Consider the following 21,129-nt stretch of genomic DNA (forward strand, 5'->3'; position numbering starts at 1 on the left):
TATTTTTAAAAGTTCAAATTTATTTATTGGGCAGTGAATCCACTTTCTCTTTGAACTCTTCTACAAGTATGCGTCTTAAAATTTTTCCCACTGATGTCTTAGGAAGCTGGTCACGAAATTCAATTACTCTTGGTATTTTATATCTTGCCAATCGACCTTCACACCAGCTTATTAAATCTTCTCCGGTAATACTTGCATCCTTTTTCAATACCACGATTGCTATTAATTTTTCACCAAGATACGAATCAGGCACACCAAACGTACACGCTTCAGCAACTGCAGGATTTTGATATAGTACTTCCTCGACTTCAGCTGGATAAATATTTAAACCACCCGCAATGACCATATCTTTTTTTCTGCCTACTATAAAGTAGTAATCTTCTTCATCACGCATTGCTATATCTCCTGTATATAGCCACCCATCACGAATCGTAAGAGCGGTTTCTTCAGGTTTATTCCAGTAACCCTTCATTACTTGAGGGCCTTTTATAATAAGCTCACCACTCTCGCCAGGCGCCAACTCTTTAGTACCTGTTTCTACATTTACTATTTTAGATTCTGTTAAAGGTATTGGGACTCCTACGCTACCAATCTTCCGTTCTCCTTTTACTGGAGTTCGATGAGTTGATGTTGTTGCTTCTGATAAACCATATCCTTCAAAAATACGAGCTCCAGATTTTCGTTCTAATTCTTTTAAGACTTCTACAGGAAGGGGGGCAGAACCGGAAACACAGATTTTAAAGCAAGATAAGTCATACTTTCCTAGATCCGGATGGTTCAATAAAGCAATATACATAGTAGGTGAGCCTGTCATCATTGTTGGTCTGTATATACTAATAGCCTGCAATACCTTGGTTACTTCGAATTTATCCAGAATAATATATGTAGCTGCAATTCGTACAGTATTATTCATATTCGTCATGGCCATAGCATGGGTTAGAGGTGCAACACCTAATATTCGCTCTTCACCTTTTTTCATTACCGTTGAGATAACTTCCCCGGATTGGCAAATGTTGCAAATTATATTAAAATGTGTCAGCATAACTCCTTTAGATTTGCCCGTTGTTCCACCGGTATACTGTAATACAGCCAAATCTTCTTTTGGATCAACATTCAGTGGAGGAAGTTCAGAATTATTTTCTTTTAATAATATTTGATCAAGGTTGTTCTCATCCTTTGTGAAAAGAACCTTAACGTTTTCAAATCGCTTTATTAATTTGAACTTTTCAGATTGATGCCTATCGCAAATGAACCATTTTGGATTTGCGTCATCTAGCATATACTCGAGCTCAGATGTTTGATATAAAGGGTTAACTTGCACTACTATTCCACCTAAACGCAGAGTAGCATAATATGAAATCATATAATGAATACTATTTGGTACCATTAAACCGACTCGATCACCTTTTTGAAACCCTTTCTTATATAAGACCGAGGCAAAACTATCTACGAATTCCTTTAACTGAGTATAATTCAACTTAAGTTGACCATCTATCACAGCTAAATGATCAGGATATTCTAACGCCGTTTGTTTTAACATCTCGTAGATTGAAAGTCGAGATATATTATCAAGATTTATCACAACCACTTCCCCCCTAGTATGAATGTTCTTTCAGATTAATATCATTCATATGCTGACCTAACTCTGGAGCTGATATTTGATAGTTTGAGATAAGATTTACTGTCGAAGTATAGAGAAGCCTTCTTTTTTACTTTACAGCCTTATCTTTAAATGTTTGTTAATCAGGTTATTTCCCGGTTTCAAGCACAATTTACAAAGCAATCCACAACTTATAAATACCGTTCCCAATTTGCAAATCCTGCTGGTGAAACTATTTATTAAGCTCCTAATTGAATAATAATCATCAAACCAACGGTTCATACGGGAATACATCAGCACTTACTTCAAGTGGTGTAAAGCTCGATTGTAAAGATCCTATAATAGAATTTAGACTATCAATCGTCCATCCTTCTGCATTATAAACTGACCGAACCGGACGAGGTTGAGAAAAGACCATGATCTCCTTGCCTCTAACACCAAATATTTGTCCTGAAACATCAGAAGCTTCATCTGAACATAAAAAGGCTACTAACGGTGCAATGTGAGCTGGTGATAGCTGTTTTAGTTTATCCACTCTTGCTTTTTCCTTGTCTGTATCAGTTGGAATGGAGCCAATTAACCTACTCCAAGCAAATGGAGCTACAGCATTAGCGGTTACATTATAGCGAGCCATGTCTAAAGCTGTTATTTTGTTAAGACCAGCAATTCCTAATTTTGCAGCAGCATAGTTAGCTTGACCAACATTACCAATTAAGCCTGATGTTGAAGTGAAGTTAATAAAACGCCCGCTTTTTTGTTCCTTAAAATAGGGTGCAGCTGCTCTTGTCATATTAAAGGAACCTTTTAAATGAACCGAGATGACTGCATCCCATTCTTCTTCACTCATTTTAAAAAGCATACGATCCCTTAAAATTCCTGCATTATTCACCACAATATCAACACGACCAAAGTCAGTAATTGCCGTTTCCACAATGTTGTTTGCGCTATCATATTCTGCTACTGACTGGTAATTAGCTACTGCTTCTCCACCTAACTCTCTAATTTCCTGAACAACTTCGTCTGCTACTTTTGTATCATTACCCTTACCATCGGAACTGCCTCCTAAATCATTGACGACTACTTTTGCTCCTTCATTAGCAAGTAGTAAGGATATTTCCCTTCCGATTCCCCGTCCAGCGCCTGTAACAATCGCAACTTTATTTTCTAATTTTTTCATAATTATCCACCCTTCATTTTTTAATTTTTACACTTTGTGCATAAACCTTCCAGTAATTAGGTATTAAATAATTTGTAATTTGTCTAATAAACTCTAAAATACTTTGTAATTGAGGTGATTCTAGCCACTTCTTGTATCATTAAGAAGTGAAGTTTATATTTTTCTTAAAACCTATCTTATATTTTTTTTCAAAATCTGAATGAAGTTCATCACGGAAATCAGGGTGAGCAATTGCCATTAAAGCTTGTGCCCTCTCACTGAGTGATTTTCCAAACAAGGATGCAATTCCAAACTCCGTTACAACGTAATCAATTTCAGATTTAATAGATGTGACATATGGAATTTTAACTTTTATTCGAGATTGAGCTCCTTTTTTGGCTGTGGAAGGAAGAGCAATAATAGCCTTACCACCTTTTGAAAGTCTTGCTCCATGAATAAAATCCATTTGTCCGCCAACTCCAGCTACTGGGAAATCGCCCACTTGCTCAGCATTTATTTGACCGAATAGATCCACTTCTAATGCCGAATTGATAGAATGAAAATTACGCATTTTTGAAATAACTGCAGGATTGTGTGTATAATCTGAGGGGTATAATTGAATTTCTTTATTCCTGTGGGAATATTTATATAATTCTTTTGTTCCAGTTAAAGTTGTACATACTGTTTTATACTGATTAATCTCTTTATGCTCATTTGTAATAACGCCTAGATCGATTAACTCTGTAACAGGATCTGTGATCGATCCTGAATGAATACCAAGTCCTTTTTTCGATTTAAGAGATATTAAGACACTATCTGCAATCTTCCCAAGTCCTACTTGAATGGTAGCATGATCAGGTATCAATTCTGCAACGTATCTTCCTATTTTCATATCATCTTCTGACGGTTTTCCATACGGAATCGAAAGTAATGGCCGATCGGAAAGCACAAATTGATCAATCTCTGATACATGTACAAGTGTCTCTCCATATGTGAAAGGAAGTTCGTTGTTTACTTGTGCAATAACGGTTGCTGCTCTTTTAATTAAGGTTTGTACTGTATCTACGGACAACCCTAAATTACAATAGCCTTCATCGTTTGGGGGTGATACTTGTATTAGGGCTACGTCTATTTTTTCTTGTTCTACCCAGCGAGGAATTTCTGAGAGATTAACCGGTAAATAGTCACATGCGTGATTCATGTATGCACTTTTTAGGAGAGAAGACCCCAAAAAAGTACGGATTTTAAAGTGTGAGTGACACGTTGGATCAGCATATATACATGGACTGCCAATAACTGCATTATATAGATAAACATTTTGTAAACGTGTCTTTTGACGAACCAGTTCCTCTACTAGTGTTTGCGGTTCATTGCAAAAAGGTGCAAGAAAGACCTTTTGAAAAGACTGGATAGTAGAAATCGCCAGTTCTGCGCTTTTTTGTCGCGAACTATATAGAGTAGCCCACTCTTTGATTGTCATGATTATTTCACCTCCGCCGTTTTTGTAAAAATCAATGAAGTGCCTTTTAAACAAACGTGCACTTGAATATTAAGATTTTTTCAAAAAATCCACTAAATTTTTCAAACTTGCATATTTTCGACTACAGTTGTTATTCCTAAGCCACCGCCGATGCAAAATGTGACTAATCCATACTTTTCTCCACGTCTTTCCATTTCATGAAGCAATTTTGTCATTAAAACGCCACCAGTTCCACCGATTGGATGGCCTAAAGCAATTGCACCACCATTAACGTTAACACGGTCAATATTAAGTCCTAGTTCTTTAATAACAGCAAGAGACTGTGCTGCAAACGCTTCGTTTAACTCAATAAGTCCGATATCATCGATTGTTAATCCTACTTGTTGCAATGCTTTTCGTGTTGCTGGAGCAGGGCCAATCCCCATTATCTCTGGTGATACACCTGCTACCGCTTGAGCAATAATTTTCGCTTTCGTTTTTTTACCAAAGCGTTCTGCAGCTTCGTCCGACATCAACAATACAACTCCTGCCCCATCATTACGTCCGCTTGTATTACCTGCAGTAACCGTACCGTTTTCTTTAAAAACCGGCTTTAACTGAGATAATTTTTCCATGCTTGTTTCTCTTGGATGTTCGTCGACTATAAATGGGATCATTCCTTTTTTTGTCTTTACTTCAAGAGGAACAATCTGATCGGTAAACAATCCTGAAGATATAGCCCTTTGGGCATTTTCTTGACTTCTAAGTGCAAATTCATCTTGTTCTGTACGAGATATGGAGTATTTTTCTGCTAAATTTTCTGCTGTCATACCCATTGTTAAATGTCCGTATGTTTCAATAGGCTGTGCTCTTGGCTGGCTTTCAGTATTAGGGTCTAAGATTTCACCATTTCCTGCTCTATATCCAAAACGTGCATTGCGGAGATAGAATGGCGCTGTACTCATACTTTCAGCTCCACCCGCAATTATTACATCTGATAATCCACACATAATTTGCTGAGCCCCACTATTCATTGCCTGTATTCCGGATCCACATTGACGATGGACGGTATACCCTGTAATTTCAATTGGGAATGCAGCGCGTAAAAGTGCTAAGCGAGCCAAATTAGGTGAATCTGTACTTTGTTTTGCCTGACCTATAATTACTTCATCAATGTCCCTTTTATCGATTCCAGTACGGACCAAAATTTCGTCTAGCACTTTTGCAGCTAAATAATCAACCTCTACATCTTTTAATGTTCCACCCATTCGACCTACTGCTGTACGAACAGAATCAATAATGACTACATTTCTCATCCTAACTCTCCTATCTTATATGTTATTTATTACCTTGTTGAAAGACTTTTGGCTAAAGGTCCTACTTTTATTAGTTCGTTATAGTCAATTCCTGTTTGACACCCCATACGTAAGACCATGTCTAATAATTCCTCTGTTGAAACATTGCCCGTTGCCCCGGGAGAATACGGACAACCCCCAAGACCTCCAACAGAGCTATCGAACTTCGATATACCCGCCTGCATAGAGGCGATTACATTTGCTAATGCCATTTTTCTTGTATTATGAAAATGTCCTACAAAGGTAGTATCCGGATATAGGTCCCGTAATCTAGAAAAGCGCTCATACACCATTTTGGGATCAGCCTGCCCGTTTGTATCTCCTACATCTATTTCATCTGCTCCAAACTCAATAAAGCGTTCACAAACATTTTTCACTTCATCAAATGTTACAGGCCCTTGAAAAGGACAAGTGAAAGCCATTGAAATATAAGCTCGAATAAACATTCCTTCTTTTTTTGCTCTGGCGAACATTGGCTTACACTCATCTAAAGATTCAGAAGTAGTTTTATTAATATTCTTTTTATTGAATTCTGAACTTGCCCCTACAAATACTGCAATTTGAGGGGATTTTGCTGCAATTGCGCGTTCCAAAGCCTTGTAGTTGGGCGTTAACGCAATATAATTAATTCCAAGTTCATAACAGAAACGGGCAATTTCTTCAGAATCAGCCATTTGAGGTACCCACTTCGGATGAACAAACGATGTTGTTTCCATACGTGAAAGTCCTGCTTTTGCTAGCTGGGTAATTAATTCTTTCTTCTGTTCTGTCGATATCGCTTCAGGCTCATTTTGTAAACCATCACGAGGCCCAACTTCAATAATTTCAATTTCCTTTGGAATAAACAATGGACCATCCCCCTGAATTAATACGATCTCGGTAACCCTAGAACATGTTCAGCTACAAAAGAAAGAATTAGATTTGTAGAAATAGGTGCAACTTGATATAATCTAGTTTCTTTGAATTTTCGTTCTACATCATACTCTTCTGCAAATCCAAAACCGCCATGTGTTTGTAGGGCAGAATTTGCTGCTTCCCATGAAGCATCTGCAGCAAGAAGCTTAGCCATATTAGCCTCCGCCCCACATTTTTGACCAGAGTCAAATAATTGAGCTGCCTTAAAACGCATAAGATCTGCTGCTTCTATATTTACATGTGCCCGAGCAATCGGAAATTGAATCCCTTGATTTTGTCCGATAGGTCGGTTGAAAACAACTCTTTCTTTTGCATAATTTGTAGCTCGCTCAATGAACCACCGACCATCTCCAATACATTCTGCAGCAATCAGAATACGTTCTGCATTCATACCATCTAAAATATACTTAAAACCTTGCCCTTCTTCTCCGATAAGATTTTCAACCGGTACTTCTAAATCCTCAATAAATAACTCAGTAGTTGCATGGTTCATCATCGTACGGATAGGTCTAATGGATAGGCCATTACCAATTGCTTCCCTAAGATCGACTAGCAAAACAGAAAGCCCTTCTGTCTTTTTCTTCACTTGCTCAAGTGGAGTCGTCCGGACAAGTAAGATCATTAAGTCTGAATGTTCTGTCCTTGAAATAAATACCTTTTGTCCATTTACAATATACTTATCTCCTCTACGCTCGGCGAAAGTGGTTAATTTCGTTGTATCTGTACCAGTGTTTGGTTCAGTTACACCAAATGCTTGCAATCTTAATGAGCCATCAGCAATTTTCGGTAAATATTTCTGCTTTTGTTCACTATTGCCATGTCGAAGCAGTGTACCCATTGTGTACATTTGAGCGTGACAAGCTCCTGCATTTCCACCTGAACGATTAATTTCTTCTAAAATAATAGAAGCTTCTGTTATTCCAAGACCAGATCCACCATACTCTTCTGGAATAAGAGCCGCTAAAAATCCGTTTCTAGTAATCTCATTAACAAATTCATCTGGATATGCTAATCTTGCGTCTAATTCTCTCCAATAAGAGTCAGGGTATTTGCTGCAAACATTGCGTACGCTTTGTCTTAATTCATCATGGAATTGAGTATTTACTTTTTCAGTCGATGCTGTCATAAAGAATTCCTCCTATTTAAAAAGGTAATTTATTTTCGTTTAGGAAATTATAAAATGCTTGTACTTTAGAGTGCACGACATCCAGCTTCGAAGGGTAGGACGTGCATGTGCAGTCGTTGCTAAAGGATGTCGCAGTTTTTTTCACTGCCAACCCCTAGCCTTAGCTAGGCGCTTGCGCTTTTGTTTTTTGAAATTGAGGTTTGCGTTTTTCAAAGAAAGCCTTGACACCTTCTTTAAAATGATCTGATTCAAAGCACATCCCTTGAGCAAACCCCTCTAATTCAAAGGTATCGTTAATGTCTGTCAGAACACTTTTGTTTACTAACTTTTTCATTAAACCTAATGCCATATCAGGTCCTTCAGCAAGCTTTAATGCTATAGAGTTTACTTCTTCCATTAGAAAATCATCTTCAACAACACGATTAATGATTCCAATATTTCGTGCCTGTTCTGCTGTAATTTTTTCCCCTAAAAACATTAACTCTAGTGCGCGGTGACGGCCTATTAATCTTGGTAAGAAATGAATAGAACCGAGATCCGGGATTAAGCCTACCTTTACAAAGCTCTGTATCAAAGAGGATGAACGACTAGCTAGAATCATATCGCAAGCTAATGCAAGGCTAACACCAGCCCCGGCAGCCGTACCGTTTATTGCCGCTATTACAGGCTTTTCTAAATTTAGGATTGAATGAATCATTTCGTGACCAGACTGTAACCGTTTTCTTCCTGTAAAAGCATCAATTTCTTTTAAAGCATTTAAATCACCACCAGCTGAAAATGCTTTCCCCTCACCTGTTAAAACAATGACTTTTACTTCATTACTATCCTGCATTTGGGTGAAAAAATCTCTTAGCTCTTCTCTCATTTCTAAACCGAGAGCGTTTCTAACTTCTGGACGATTTAATTTAACAGTACAAACTCCGTTATGCGTTGTAATTTGCAAATTTTTATACGTCATCCTTTTATTCACACCCTTTTCTTTTATATGAATTTGCTAATTTATTTACCAGAAAACTGTGGTAAACGCTTTTCGACAAAAGCGCGGACTCCTTCTAAACGATCCTCGGTATTGATGCATCGATTGTAATAACTTATTTCAATTTTCCTAGCCTCTTCATTTGGAATTCCAAATAATTCATCTATAGATGCTTTACAATTTTGAACAGCTAAAGGAGCATTAACAGCAATTTTTTCCGCCAATTCTAGCGCTTTTTCTCGTAATTCATTTGATTTAGCAAGGATATTTAGAAGACCTGCTCGATCAGCCTCTTCACCGGAAACCATACTTCCTGTACAAACCCATTCTTTTGCACGATGAACACCAATTCGTTTAGCCAATAATCTTGTACCTCCACCGCCAGGCATGATTCCTCTTGTTACTTCGGGCAACCCGAATATTGCGGTTTCTGCTGCTACAATCATGTCGCAATTTAAAACAATTTCAAAACCTCCAGCTAATGCGTAACCATCTACTACTGCAATAACCGGCTGTCTCATATCTTGTATGCTGTTAAACATTTTCTGAAATAGTACATGCTGTTCCTTCCATTCTGTTTCATTCATATTATTTCGCTCTTTTAAATCTGCTCCGGAACAAAATGATGTATCGTTTGAGGATGTTATCAAAACAGCCCTGACATTACTTTTGTCTATTGTTTGACAAATCTCCAGAATCTCTTCAGCCATCTTTGTCGTAAATGCATTTCTGGCTTCTGGACGATTTAATACAATTTCTGCTATAACTCCTTTTTTTCCAACTCGACTCCATTCAACAAACGCCATAATTTGTTAGCCTCCATTTACCACATTTGTTATTATAAAATTATATTTTGATGCCTTTTCACCAAATACCCCGCTATTACTTCCCTCAATTAACCTCACTTTCATTTACTAAATCTTTCATAAGGTTTTCAATTAAAATATATGCAATTTTTATGCCAAATTAATTTAAACCTAAAAATATGTCACTAAATCCGTCTGATATGGATTGACTCACTTATCCGTAGCAAAGAGTCCATCAACCAGTTAGGTGTTAACCACTCAAAACCCTAAACTAGATAGTTCTACAGCTTGTACCTTTTGGCTAAAGTTGTTCGATAAATCGGACAGTGTTTTTATTCTGATACAATTAATATCTTTAAAAAAAGAATAAGGATAGACGACCCATTAAACTATTATTGAATCCTTTTTTCGGGTATTTTTTTGAGATGTATTTCTCTGACCTATTTACAAAGCAAGTATCGTTCCAGTTTATATTTCACTATAAATCACGAAATAAAGTACTTCTCTTGTTGTTTGTATACAAATACAAATGAAAAACATGATACAACTGTATCAATTAGGAGACAGTCATACTTTATAATAGACAATTTAGTGTTTAGTAACTTAACCTGTTTCGATAACAGGAATTCAAGGGAATTGGAAATGTGCAAGAGTAAAGGACTTTATGTTACTTTGAAATAAAGTTTGATCAAATTGCTACTTATAACCTTGATAAACGAACAAAAAGAAAGAGCGTGTTTTGAAAATAAGCTTGATCAAAACACGCCCTTACAATAATCATATCCAACTTTAGTTAAAACAGAGTGCCCATAAAATGTTCTCCTTTATCAAATTGTGATAAACCATTAATTAAAATCCCTGCCAATCATTTAACGGCGGATGTTGATACCTTTTTACCAATTACCCCGCTAATTCTGAGGTTTTCAATGGCTTCACTTGAATAATCTAATTGCTGAAGAATTTCCTCTGTATGCTCTCCGAGTATCGGTGCGTGAGAATGTATTTTTCCTGGTGTCTCCGAAAATTTGATTGGAAATCCAATTTGCTTGATGTTACCAGCTACTGGATGTTCCATTTCGGTAAATAATTCTCTTTCGATAATTTGAGGATCCGAAAAGATTTGCTCTATATCATTGACAGGTCCTACGCATGTCTCTTCTAATGCTAATAAGTCTAACCATTCTTGCTGATTTTTTTTCTTGAATATCTCTGACATTTCTAGCTTTAATTGTTCTTGAACATCATCATTACCTCCATGAAGTTCAATCCATTCAGGCTTCCCTATTAATTCACAAATTTTCTTCCAGAATTTCTTTTCAGAAGCACCAACAGAAAGATATTTATTATCTTTTGTTTCATATACTTGATAAAATGCATATTGACCATCTAATCGATTTTCCCCTCTTTCTGGAACTTTCCCTGAGGCAAAGTAATCTGATGCTGCAGCATATAACCAGGTAACGGCGCCATCCATCATTGATACATCAATATATTGCCCTTTTCCAGTTCTTTCTTTGTTGAATAGTGCCATACAGATCCCAGATAGAGCCATTAACGCACCTCCACCGACATCTGCAATTTGTACACCAGGAACGACTGGTTTTCCATTTTTTTCACCAATTAAGCCTAATATTCCACTGTAGCCGATATAATTAATATCATGTCCTGGTAAATCGCGATAAGGTCCAGTTTGCCCATATCCAGTTAATGAACAATAAACAATTCCTCTATTAATCTTTGAGATTTCCTCAAAACCTATCCCTAGACGGCTCATTACCCCAGGACGAAAGCTTTCCAAAATGACGTCAGCACTTTCCGCCATTTTTTTAAAAATTTCTTTCCCTTCTTCTGTCTTAAGGTTCAATTCAACACTTTTTTTATTTCGATTTATTGTTAAATGCCTCGCACCTATTTCTTCAATAGCTGGTTTTCTCCAACGTATATAGTCACCTAGATCTGGCTCTTCAATTTTTATTACTTCTGCTCCGTAGTCTGCCATCATAAGTGAGCAGTAAGGTCCAGGAAGTAATCTTGATAAATCTAATACCTTAACTCCACTAAGTGCTCCCACATTCTCTACTCCTTTTATTGAGATTCCTTTGTTAGTTTACGAACTTAAGTTGAAAAATTCTAACGATTCTACTAATTTCATCTAGATATCACGAACCAGTTACTAGTATTATTTAGTCCTCAAAACGATCTCATTTAGTTAATGAAGTTTGTTTCTTGACCATTTGAGCGTAAAACCGTTTTTAAGACTTTACCGGATGCATTCCTTGGAAGCGAGTCCATAAATTGTACGAAACGCGGTTTTTTGTAAGACGCCATTCTACTTTGACAAAATTTAACAACTTGATCTTTCGTTAATTGTTTTCCAGGCTTCAATACAATGCATACTTTTACACTTTCACCCCATTCTACATCTGGAACTCCAATTACTGCAGCTTCCAAAATGTCAGGATGGCTATAGAGAACCTCTTCTAGTTCTTTTGGATAAATATTTTCACCACCGCTAATAATCATATCTTTCTTTCGATCTACCACATAAATATATCCATCTTCATCCATCCGAACTAAGTCGCCACTATGGAACCAGCCATCTTTAAAGGCTTCCTTCGTAGCTTCTATATTTTTATAGTATTCCTTCATCATTGTTGGACCCTGGTATATAATTTCTCCTACTTCACCAAGTGGTACGTCCTTCATTTCATCATCGACAATCCGAACACGAACATTTATAGACGGTTTTCCAACAGAAGCCGTTTTATTATATCTTAATGAATCTTCACCTGATAAATAGGTCGTAGACGGGCTCATTTCTGTCTGTCCAAATGCTTCATGTATTTTGGCATTCTTAAAAACAGTCATTATTTTTTTCTTAATTTCTACTGGACAAATAGCTCCTCCTGTCGAGCAACTGTTCATTGAACTTAGGTTATATTCTAATAGGTTAGGTACTTGGAAAAGAAAGTTCCACATAGATGGGACTAAGAACATCGAGTTGATTTTTTCTAAATGAAGGGTTTTGAGAACTTTTACAGGTTGGAATTCTCTGTGAATGAACATTGTCCCTTCCAACAAGCAGTTCTGTACTAAAAGTGATAAAGCCGCTACGTGAAAAAGGGGAGGAACCAACAAATGCTTGCTTCCTTTTTTGGATTGCGAATGATAGATCTTATTCATTCCATTCATATAAAGATTCTTATGAGTTAATACTGCTCCCTTTGGTCTTCCAGTTGTTCCAGAGGTGTAAATGATTGCGTGAGCATCATCGTCACTCAGTTGTTCTCTAGATTGATTAATAGCAGGTGTATCGTATATAGAATGATATGAAATTACATTTTTCCCTAAATCCTTATCTGTGGAACCTACTATAACGATCGTATGGATTTGTGTGAGTTTTTCTACTATATCGCGGATGGTCTCAATAAATTCTTCTTCTATAAATAATATTTTTACATCAGAGTGATTTAGAATATAATCTACTTCATTCGAGACCAAACGGAAGTTAACTGGAACAAATACTCCGCCTGTCAAACTAACTCCAAAGTATAATTCAACAAACGGCAATCCGTTTTTGAATAAGCAACCTACTTTTTCATCTTTTCCGATTCCTCTTCCTTGCAGCCATTCTGATAAATGAAGGGTACGTTTAAGAAGTTCTCCATAGGTTAATCGTTGATCTTCAAAAACAAATGCCTCCTTGTCCGGTACATTATGTGCAGCAGATTTTAAAGCTTCTCCAACAAGTAATTGTTTTGCCATGACCTTCCTGATCATTTTCATATTAACTCCCTTCTAATGGAATTTAATGAAGGTTTTTCACCATTAAGTTGCCAACTTTTTTAACACTTTATTTGCTGGCTTTTAAAGCCATTTCATTTCTAATATCAATACTTATTGAATTGTGGTAATGTCAATAACCCTACCTATTCATTCGCATTATTTTAAAGGTACCAATTGACTTTGCTACTACACTCCCCTTAGAGTCATTCACCAAACCTTCAGCGGTTACAATACTATTTCCTTGTTGCAAGATTCTAGCTGTTGCCATCATTTTTTCTCCATTCATAAGAGGAGCAAAATAATTGATACTCATATTCACTGTAACAATAGGCTGGTTAACCACTGTTCGTATCGTTGCACCCATTACTGAATCGAGGATGCTAAAGAACACTCCTCCATGTACAGCTTTATTTACATTTAAATGAGAAGTTGTTATCTTAATATAACAACCTATGGAATCTTCTTCTAATTTTTCAAATTTGATCCCTAAATGTTTGTTGTAGGGGCTATTCTCAAAGATATTCGTAATATTTTCTAATGGCATACTTTTCACCTCTTGTTTTTCCAGCTTTTCTTCCCATTGAAATCTTATTAACACTGTTTCACCATTTGTTCACTTTTTGCACAAATTTCATAAAAATAATATTATTTATAATACAATTACTACATTTATAAAAAACTATTAAATCTTTTCATACTATTAATCAACGATTTATAATACAGAATAGATTGTAAATTTAATGAGTTTTTTGTTGAATAATTGAATTTGCCATTTCTACCCCCTCGTTTATTAAACGAGAATCAGGGAATATGCGATTTATAATACCAATATCAACTGCTTCTTTTGCTCCGATTAATTGTCCAAACCATATTAGTTCTTTTGCTTTAGAAGGGCTCGTTAATTCGATTAAGCATGCCTTGCCAATAGATGAGGGACTAATATGGCTATAAAATCCAAATTTCGAAAATTCACTGGAAATTCGCAAATCACATGCTAACGCAATTTCAAGCCCTGCTCCTATTGCAGTTCCAGAAATAATACTGATAGTTGGCAATGAATACAGGGTTAATCTTTTCAAAATCTTATAAAGCAGTTCTTCCTCAAGGCCTTCCTCAGATATCCTCCCTCCATTCTTTCCAATCGCAAACACTTTATTATTCGAACTTAAAATCACCAATCCTCGAATGTCATTAGACAGCTCGATTTCATCCAGGGTTCGATCAAAATCTTGTAAAAATTGATCGTCTACACAGTTGTAAGGAGGATTAGAAAGTTGAATGATTGCCACCCGTCCTTGATTTTCCCATAGAACTTTTCTTGACAAATTGTTTCCCCCTTGACAATAAATTTTTTATTACCTGAGTTCTGATAGCTAGATCCTGTAAAGTGGCTTGACGTTTCGCTTCCTTATCCGTAACTTTGTAGGCACCTTTTTAAAATATGTTTCAATATTACATTGCAATTTTCATGCCAACAATAATCCCAGGGTTATATTGATATATGTAGATCTAGGTAGTGTGTCAACTGTAAGCCAATGTCGACATATGTGTAATAAAATGGACAGTGTTTCTAATTTGAGACAACTATTTTTAAATTAAAAATACTTTTTGAAAAACGATCTAACCAAAATATGCAAAATGGTCCTAAACATTCCCTTAACCTTCAAGTCTTCTAAAAATTAAAAATGTAAAGTATAAAAAAACTTAAACGTAAGGTATTGTCCAAAATCAAAATCCCAATCAATACTAACTTATATTCCACTTTAAAAATTATTCACTACAAAGGTCGCTCAAACTTGTAAAGCCTAACATCTTTGCTTACTAAACATATAATGGAATAGAATTTATTCGGATTACTCTTCAGTCACATAACCATTATTTTTACTAATGAGATGTTCTACTTCCTGACAAAAAACACTAACATACCGGGATAATCCCATTTGATGACCATCACGTCAAAGTGAACGTATATAATCAGGCTGCAGCACCATAGCAACTAAATTAAGTTTCTTCAAGATTCCTTTAAGAAAGATATGTTATAATTACAATATTCCGACAATTGAGTGTTTATCGCCTTATTGAGAATTAAGTTATTAGGGAGTGAGTGATTGTATGCTCGTTAAAAATTCATTTATTCAAACAGTTAAGAATTATATGAATAAAAATGTTCCTAAATTGTACAGTGATAATACAATACGTGATGCTGTGGAAATATTTCGAAAAGATAAAATAATGATTTTGCCTGTAATGGACAAAAAAAATTCGTTCAGTGGAATCATGACACCTTCCTCTATTTTTAAGGCATTTTCGGAAAACGTTTCCATTGATGAAAACATACTTCCTTTTATTGTTAAAGATGCAGTTACAGTGAATGAAAATGATAATTTAACCAAAGTACGCCTATTTTTAAAACATAAAAAGGTTGGACAGGCTGTTGTTCTCTCGGATGATAATCAAGTTGCCGGAGTACTAGATACGAAAAACATTATACAAGCTTATCAATCTAAGTATGAATCTCTTGGAAACTCTTTGGAATCCCTTTTTCAGCATATGCAAACTGGCATCATGGCTTTAGATCATAATGGAACGATTCTCATTACAAATCACGCAGCAGAAACTTTGTGCAAGCTATCTAAAGAACAGAGTATCGGATTTCATTATACCGAGGTATTACCACAATTAACTAATATTTCAAGTGGAGACCTCACTGTAATAGATATTCAGCTTCACCGAATTTCTATTAAAGACAAAAGGCTCCTTATTACATACAAATCCCTTTCTAATGAAAGTAATGATTGGGGGGGGATTATCCTAATACAAGATTTAACCGATTATGAACAAATAGCCAACGAACTCGAAATTACAAAAAAGTTAGAACGCACATTGCAAACGGTTCTGGATACTACTTATGACGGATATATAGTCATTAATCAAAGCGGAATAATTGAAATGTTCAACGATGCAGCTTGTGAATTTGTTAGAAAAACAAAAAATAACCTTGTAGGCCAACCAGTTACTCAAATTATTCCAGAAATAAAATTAGAAGAAGCTCTAGCCCAGGGTTTTCAAAGTGAAAAACTTGAAGCCATGATAATTGGTAAACATCGATGTTTTATTCAGAAAACACCTATTTATAAGGGAAAACAACTTGTAGGGGCTATAGCTAAAATTATTTACAAAGATCTAAACAAATGGAAAAACGTGGTGAAGATTTTAAATGATTTAGAAAAAGAAGTCTCATTTTACCGGGGTGAGCTATCTCTTATTGGTGGTAAACCCTTTGATTTAGATGATATTCTAACACAAAATGAAGAAATGGGAAGGATAAAGCATTTCGCACGACAATCCGCAACAGGATTCTCTAATGTTCTTCTTTTGGGGGATAGTGGAACTGGCAAGGAGCTTTTTGCACGGGGTATCCATAATGCATCTCATCGAACCGGTAAATTTATTAAAATAAACTGTGCTGCTATACCAGAAGAGTTATGGGAGTCTGAATTTTTTGGTTATGCCGATGGAGCATTTACAGGTGCAAAAAGAGGTGGAAAACCTGGGAAATTTGAATTAGCCAATAATGGTACATTATTTTTAGATGAAATTGGAGATATGCCACTTTCAATGCAGGTGAAACTACTCCGCGTACTTCAAGAAAGAGAATTTGAACGTGTCGGAGGTAATGATACTATAAGAGTGAATGTTCGAATCATAGCAGCAACTAATAAAGACTTAAAACAAATGGTTGCTAACAATGAATTTAGGGAAGATCTGTATTATCGATTAAATGTCATTGTCATTAATATACCCCCTCTTAAAGATCGTAGTGAGGATATCCCTATTCTTACTAAATCTATTACAAAAAAATTCAGTCATCTCATGGGGTTAGGAGAAGTTAATATTACTGAGGGAGCTATGAAGTTACTATCTTTACACTCCTGGCCTGGGAATGTAAGAGAACTAGAAAATGCAATTGAAAGAGCGATGAATTGCATAAGGACTGATATTATAGATATAGAGCATCTTCCTGAATATATACAAAAAACAAAAGCTATTAGAAATTTAGATTCTCCACCACATCTTGAGTCCACCACACAGGAAGTATCTCAAGAAGTTTTAATCTCCGATTTTTATAAAAACAATATAGATAAGGCAGAGAAAGATGCAATTGATTTTGCACTTAAACAAACAGGAGGCAATCGTACAGCAGCAGCAAAACTTTTGGGGATGAGCAGGTCGCAATTTTACAAAAAATTCAAGAAATCCAATTCTAATTAATAGCAAAAAGGACTGAAAATGCTAAACCATAGCTTTCAGTCTTTTTGCTATTTTTGAAGTAATTAAGATTTCATCAACGTTATAAAATTATTTGAAATTTGGTTTTCTTTTTGCCACTACTGCATTAACACCTTCTTGATAATCTTCTAGTTCAGTAACGATTCCCATTGCTGACGAAATCATATCGAGAGACGTACGTAAATTCATATCTAGCCCTTGATAAACAGCTCTTTTTGTAAAACGCATTGCTGCCTGTGGGCCTTGAACTAATTTTTCAACATAACTATCAACAAATTCTGCTAACTTTTCATCCTCTACAACATAAGTAACTAATCCCTTGTCTTTTGCTTCCTGTGCGGTTAATACCTTGCCAGTCCATAGTAAATCTAATGCTTTATCTGTACCAATTAATCTTGGTAAAAACCAAGCTGCACCATCCCCAGGAACGATACCCGCTTTTACATAGCTTTCTGAAATTTTCGTACTTTCTGCTGCAATTCGAATATCACAAGCCAAAGTCATATCAAATCCTGCACCAAATGCAAGTCCATGCAGGGCAGCTATAACCGGCTTATCTATTTCTTGTAGGATAATAGGAACTCTTTGAACTTTTTTCCACAACGAATTTTTTCTTGCAAGTGCAGTTGAGGTTAAATCTACTGTTCCATCATTATTTAAAAACCCTTGCCCTTCTGCCATCGATTTAATATCCCCACCTGAACAAAATCCTCGGCCATTTCCAGATATGACAACTGCTCGAATATATTCAGAATCACGAACTGTTTCCAATGCGTCAATCCATAGCTCAATCATTTCTGCACTGAAAGCATTTAAACTTTCCGGACGATTTAGAGTAATTTTTGCAACATTGTTTTCTACAGTAAAGAGTAAGTCTTTCATTTATTTCCCCACCTTTTTTTTGTTTTCCATACCAGTAATCATAGACCAAAGGTGATTTTTCTGTAATTTCATTAGTTCTTCAGTTATGATTTCCTCCCAGTCTGATTCTGTTCCAAATTCGTCTCGCCATGACCAAAGGCGTCTTGTACTGTGATGTAAAGTATGTTCATATGTAAACCCAATGGCTGCGAGTACTTGATGGGCAATTTGATTTGCCTTACCTGCTGCTTCGTTAACTCGTATCTTTGCATAGGCTATTTCTTTTGATAAATTGTCATTAGTATAGGATTGAAATGCATATTTTGTAGCAACACCAGCTGCGGCCACTTCACCAGCAATCCGTGCTAGTTGTTGCTGAATTGCTTGAAATCGGTGGATAGGTCTTCCAAATTGGGATCGTTCTGAAGTATGATTGATCGTTAAGTTTAGAATGTTTTCTAATGCACCCGCCATCATTGCACATCGTGTAAGTGCACCACTAAAAAGCAATTTTTTCACCTGTTCATCAAGGTTTACTTCAAAATGCTTACAATCTTCTATAAAGACGTTTTCAAAGATCACCACATCCCTTGCTTCTCCAGCAAGATTTTTCCCGTGTATAATGTCTGCCTTTTCTAATTTTACGAGTGAGAGGATTGGGCCTGCTGAAGTTTCCCCAAAGACTAACAATTTTTGAGCAAAACGAGCCCAAGGAACATTTTTTGCTTTTCCGGATACAATCCAACCCTTCCCACTTTTTTTAAATTGAAAAGGCTGGATATCTTTTGTGTAAAAAACCGTTAAAATTTCGTCTGTTACAGGTTCTCCTATCCCAGATAATAACCAATTAGCGATATATGTTTCAGCAAGAGGAATAGGTGCTGAGTATTTTCCTGCTAAGTGCAGAATGCTTAATGCATCAGAAAAATCCCCACCATTTCCCCCTAATCCTTCAGGAATCGCAACCGTTATCATCCCTAATTCAACTAACTTATTCCATAATTCTTCCCCTGCCCAAATGCCATTTTCAGCCTTGTTAATTACATCTTTTGTTGAATATTTCTCCATAATTTTTGTTGTTGATTCGATAATCATTTCTTGCATATCACTCATTATTGATTACCCCCTTAGCTACAATCCCTCGTAGTATTTCTGTTGTACCACCACGTAAAGTAAAACCTGGTGATTGTAGTATGGATTGTGCCATTAACTTTTCTAATCGGCATTCAGAATCAGTGGAAGGCATTACTGTTACGATCAATCTGGTGATTTCTGCAATTTCTTGCTCTAATTTTGTTCCCATATCTTTTACTAAAGACGCAATGATATTTGAAGGAACTCTTTCTTCTAACATTTGTGCAATTCCAAGTGACATATTTCGTAATGTCCACAGTCTAGAAATCATTTTACTCACCTCAGTTAAACCTTTCTTATCCCCTTTTTCTATTAATTCATTCGTTAGTTCGTTTAGAAGAGGATAAGTACTTAGAATACGTTCAGGACCACTTCTTTCATATGCTAATTCAGCCATCCCTTGTGCCCATCCATTTCCAATTTCACCTATCACCATTTCATCTGGTATAAAGACATCTTCAAAAAACACTTCATTAAAATGATGTTCACCTGTCATTAAATGAATGGGTCGTATGGTAACTCCCGGGGCTGACAAATCTACAACTAATTGACTCATTCCCGCATGACGATTTTCTTGGTTTTGAGGGGAGGTGCGACAAAGGGTAATCATGTAATGAGAAACATGTGCCCCACTTGTCCAAATCTTACTACCATTTAATAACCATCCTTTGTCGACTTTGACTGCTCTTGATTGTATTGCAGCTAAATCTGAACCAGCATTAGGTTCACTCAAACCGATGGAAAAATAACATTCTCCTTTTGCAATTCTAGGTAAAAAAAACAGCTTTTGCTCTTCTGTTCCATATCTAAGAAAAAGCGGTCCAGACTGTCTATCTGCAATCCAGTGACCAGAAACCGGTGCCCCTGCTGCTAGTAATTCCTCAGTAACAATAAATCTTTCAATGGATGTTTGTTCCATACCACCATATTTAGTTGGCCAGGTCATTCCAATCCAGCCTCGTTCTCCCATTTTCTTTGAAAACTCTGCCGAAAATCCACTCAGCCAGCTATCACATCTTGGCTCGATTGCGCCACTTTCGATTTCATTACTTAAAAACTGTCTTATTTCGTTTCTTAAATCTTCTATCTTTTCAGGAAGTTGAACAACTGGTATATGCAAAACGTTCATTCATTTACCACCTCATTCGTATTTTTAGATCTTTTTTCATCTGAATAAGAGTACATTGATATACACGATTAATACGAACCTCACTTTCCTGACAAACAACAACAGGTTAAAGGGATGCGAAATAAGGTATAACAAGATTTTCTTATGGATTACACATATTAAACATGCAAGAATGATACCAGTCATTCCGAGTAAATCTAGCAAAAACCAATTATTTTACAAAACTCCACATATAACAGAATTGCAAATAGGTTATGCACTCAATAGTTGTAGAACCTATTTGGAGGAATTTGAATTAATTGATTATAAAATTAATTTAATATCAAAAGAAAGAGATTCAATTGTAGAAGTATTTGTTAAAGTAAGGAATAAAAATAAGTTGTTTCCAGGAGCCATTAATCCCGAAAGCAATACCCTTCCCTAATAGAAAGACATGGATGAACAACGCTTGAGCGAAAACATACAGAAAAAACCCGAATATTGGACACCATTAAATGAATTCAATATTCGGAATATTCTTTTTATACATTTATTAT

Annotated in this window: 16 protein-coding genes; 1 reads left to right on the top strand and 15 read right to left on the bottom strand. The window is 36.1% G+C overall.

The window, feature by feature from the left end; all coding sequences use genetic code 11:
- Nucleotides 1–19: 19 nt before the first annotated feature.
- The 12 genes from MPH60_RS12290 to MPH60_RS12345 form a co-directional block, all read right to left on the bottom strand.
- Nucleotides 20–1,582: a long-chain-fatty-acid--CoA ligase gene (locus tag MPH60_RS12290; protein WP_241588958.1), complete on the bottom strand. Its 1,563-nt coding sequence runs from the start codon at nucleotides 1,580–1,582 to the stop codon at nucleotides 20–22.
- A gap of 283 nt (nucleotides 1,583–1,865) precedes the next feature.
- Nucleotides 1,866–2,777 carry an SDR family NAD(P)-dependent oxidoreductase gene (locus MPH60_RS12295; protein ID WP_241588959.1) on the bottom strand — a complete coding sequence of 304 codons (912 nt, stop codon included), beginning with the start codon at nucleotides 2,775–2,777 and terminating at the stop codon, nucleotides 1,866–1,868.
- A gap of 139 nt (nucleotides 2,778–2,916) precedes the next feature.
- Complete coding sequence (locus MPH60_RS12300; protein WP_241588960.1) at nucleotides 2,917–4,236, bottom strand: acetyl-CoA hydrolase/transferase family protein; 1,320 nt, start codon at nucleotides 4,234–4,236, stop codon at nucleotides 2,917–2,919.
- Between the two features lie 101 nt (nucleotides 4,237–4,337).
- On the bottom strand, nucleotides 4,338–5,531 hold the full coding sequence (locus MPH60_RS12305; protein WP_241588961.1) for a thiolase family protein: 1,194 nt from the start codon (nucleotides 5,529–5,531) through the stop codon (nucleotides 4,338–4,340).
- 29 nt (nucleotides 5,532–5,560) lie between these two features.
- Entirely contained in the window at nucleotides 5,561–6,418 is an 858-nt protein-coding gene (locus MPH60_RS12310) for a hydroxymethylglutaryl-CoA lyase (protein WP_241588962.1), read from the bottom strand.
- Nucleotides 6,419–6,435: 17 nt separating this feature from the next.
- Nucleotides 6,436–7,611 (bottom strand): acyl-CoA dehydrogenase family protein, encoded by a 1,176-nt coding sequence (locus MPH60_RS12315; protein WP_241588963.1) that lies wholly within the window; start codon nucleotides 7,609–7,611, stop codon nucleotides 6,436–6,438.
- 160 nt (nucleotides 7,612–7,771) lie between these two features.
- Complete coding sequence (locus MPH60_RS12320; protein ID WP_241588964.1) at nucleotides 7,772–8,569, bottom strand: enoyl-CoA hydratase/isomerase family protein; 798 nt, start codon at nucleotides 8,567–8,569, stop codon at nucleotides 7,772–7,774.
- A 41-nt stretch (nucleotides 8,570–8,610) separates the two neighbouring features.
- Nucleotides 8,611–9,393, bottom strand: coding sequence for an enoyl-CoA hydratase/isomerase family protein (locus MPH60_RS12325; protein ID WP_241588965.1), 783 nt, complete (start codon nucleotides 9,391–9,393; stop codon nucleotides 8,611–8,613).
- Nucleotides 9,394–10,258: 865 nt separating this feature from the next.
- The gene (locus tag MPH60_RS12330) at nucleotides 10,259–11,464 is read right to left on the bottom strand and encodes a CaiB/BaiF CoA transferase family protein (protein WP_241588966.1); all 1,206 of its coding nucleotides are present in this window, start codon (nucleotides 11,462–11,464) and stop codon (nucleotides 10,259–10,261) included.
- Nucleotides 11,465–11,598: 134 nt separating this feature from the next.
- Nucleotides 11,599–13,179, bottom strand: coding sequence for a class I adenylate-forming enzyme family protein (locus MPH60_RS12335; RefSeq protein ID WP_241588968.1), 1,581 nt, complete (start codon nucleotides 13,177–13,179; stop codon nucleotides 11,599–11,601).
- 139 nt (nucleotides 13,180–13,318) lie between these two features.
- Complete coding sequence (locus MPH60_RS12340; RefSeq protein ID WP_241615831.1) at nucleotides 13,319–13,723, bottom strand: PaaI family thioesterase; 405 nt, start codon at nucleotides 13,721–13,723, stop codon at nucleotides 13,319–13,321.
- 193 nt (nucleotides 13,724–13,916) lie between these two features.
- Nucleotides 13,917–14,504 (bottom strand): enoyl-CoA hydratase/isomerase family protein, encoded by a 588-nt coding sequence (locus MPH60_RS12345; RefSeq protein ID WP_241588970.1) that lies wholly within the window; start codon nucleotides 14,502–14,504, stop codon nucleotides 13,917–13,919.
- Nucleotides 14,505–15,291: 787 nt separating this feature from the next.
- On the opposite strand from MPH60_RS12345, the gene MPH60_RS12350 reads away from it, so the two are divergent.
- Complete coding sequence (locus tag MPH60_RS12350; RefSeq protein ID WP_241588972.1) at nucleotides 15,292–17,451, top strand: sigma-54-dependent Fis family transcriptional regulator; 2,160 nt, start codon at nucleotides 15,292–15,294, stop codon at nucleotides 17,449–17,451.
- 87 nt (nucleotides 17,452–17,538) lie between these two features.
- Here the strand turns inward: MPH60_RS12350 and MPH60_RS12355 are convergent, their stop codons facing one another.
- Genes MPH60_RS12355 through MPH60_RS12365 form a run of 3 tightly spaced genes read right to left on the bottom strand, consistent with a single transcriptional unit; the run spans nucleotide 17,539 to nucleotide 20,593 of the window.
- The gene (locus tag MPH60_RS12355; protein WP_241588973.1) at nucleotides 17,539–18,351 is read right to left on the bottom strand and encodes an enoyl-CoA hydratase/isomerase family protein; all 813 of its coding nucleotides are present in this window, start codon (nucleotides 18,349–18,351) and stop codon (nucleotides 17,539–17,541) included.
- On the bottom strand, nucleotides 18,352–19,443 hold the full coding sequence (locus MPH60_RS12360; protein ID WP_241588974.1) for an acyl-CoA dehydrogenase family protein: 1,092 nt from the start codon (nucleotides 19,441–19,443) through the stop codon (nucleotides 18,352–18,354).
- Nucleotides 19,436–20,593 carry an acyl-CoA dehydrogenase family protein gene (locus tag MPH60_RS12365; RefSeq protein WP_241588975.1) on the bottom strand — a complete coding sequence of 386 codons (1,158 nt, stop codon included), beginning with the start codon at nucleotides 20,591–20,593 and terminating at the stop codon, nucleotides 19,436–19,438. Before MPH60_RS12365 ends, MPH60_RS12360 begins: the two co-directional genes overlap by 8 nt.
- Between the last annotated feature and the right edge of the window lie 536 nt (nucleotides 20,594–21,129).

It is taken from the genome of Peribacillus sp. Aquil_B1, assembly GCF_022603275.1.
In the GTDB taxonomy this organism is placed as follows: domain Bacteria; phylum Bacillota; class Bacilli; order Bacillales; family DSM-1321; genus Peribacillus.

Bases quoted from the DNA above. Each gene is read 5' to 3' on its own strand.
- MPH60_RS12295 (WP_241588959.1), bottom strand. From the start codon at position 2,777: ATGAAAAAATTAGAAAATAAAGTTGCGATTGTTACAGGCGCTGGACGG.
- MPH60_RS12300 (WP_241588960.1), bottom strand. From the start codon at position 4,236: ATGACAATCAAAGAGTGGGCTACTCTATATAGTTCGCGACAAAAAAGC.
- MPH60_RS12305 (WP_241588961.1), bottom strand. From the start codon at position 5,531: ATGAGAAATGTAGTCATTATTGATTCTGTTCGTACAGCAGTAGGTCGA.
- MPH60_RS12315 (WP_241588963.1), bottom strand. From the start codon at position 7,611: ATGACAGCATCGACTGAAAAAGTAAATACTCAATTCCATGATGAATTA.
- MPH60_RS12320 (WP_241588964.1), bottom strand. From the start codon at position 8,569: ATGACGTATAAAAATTTGCAAATTACAACGCATAACGGAGTTTGTACT.
- MPH60_RS12325 (WP_241588965.1), bottom strand. From the start codon at position 9,393: ATGGCGTTTGTTGAATGGAGTCGAGTTGGAAAAAAAGGAGTTATAGCA.
- MPH60_RS12335 (WP_241588968.1), bottom strand. From the start codon at position 13,179: ATGAAAATGATCAGGAAGGTCATGGCAAAACAATTACTTGTTGGAGAA.
- MPH60_RS12340 (WP_241615831.1), bottom strand. From the start codon at position 13,723: ATGCCATTAGAAAATATTACGAATATCTTTGAGAATAGCCCCTACAAC.
- MPH60_RS12350 (WP_241588972.1), top strand. From the start codon at position 15,292: ATGCTCGTTAAAAATTCATTTATTCAAACAGTTAAGAATTATATGAAT.
- MPH60_RS12355 (WP_241588973.1), bottom strand. From the start codon at position 18,351: ATGAAAGACTTACTCTTTACTGTAGAAAACAATGTTGCAAAAATTACT.
- MPH60_RS12360 (WP_241588974.1), bottom strand. From the start codon at position 19,443: ATGAGTGATATGCAAGAAATGATTATCGAATCAACAACAAAAATTATG.
- MPH60_RS12365 (WP_241588975.1), bottom strand. From the start codon at position 20,593: ATGAACGTTTTGCATATACCAGTTGTTCAACTTCCTGAAAAGATAGAA.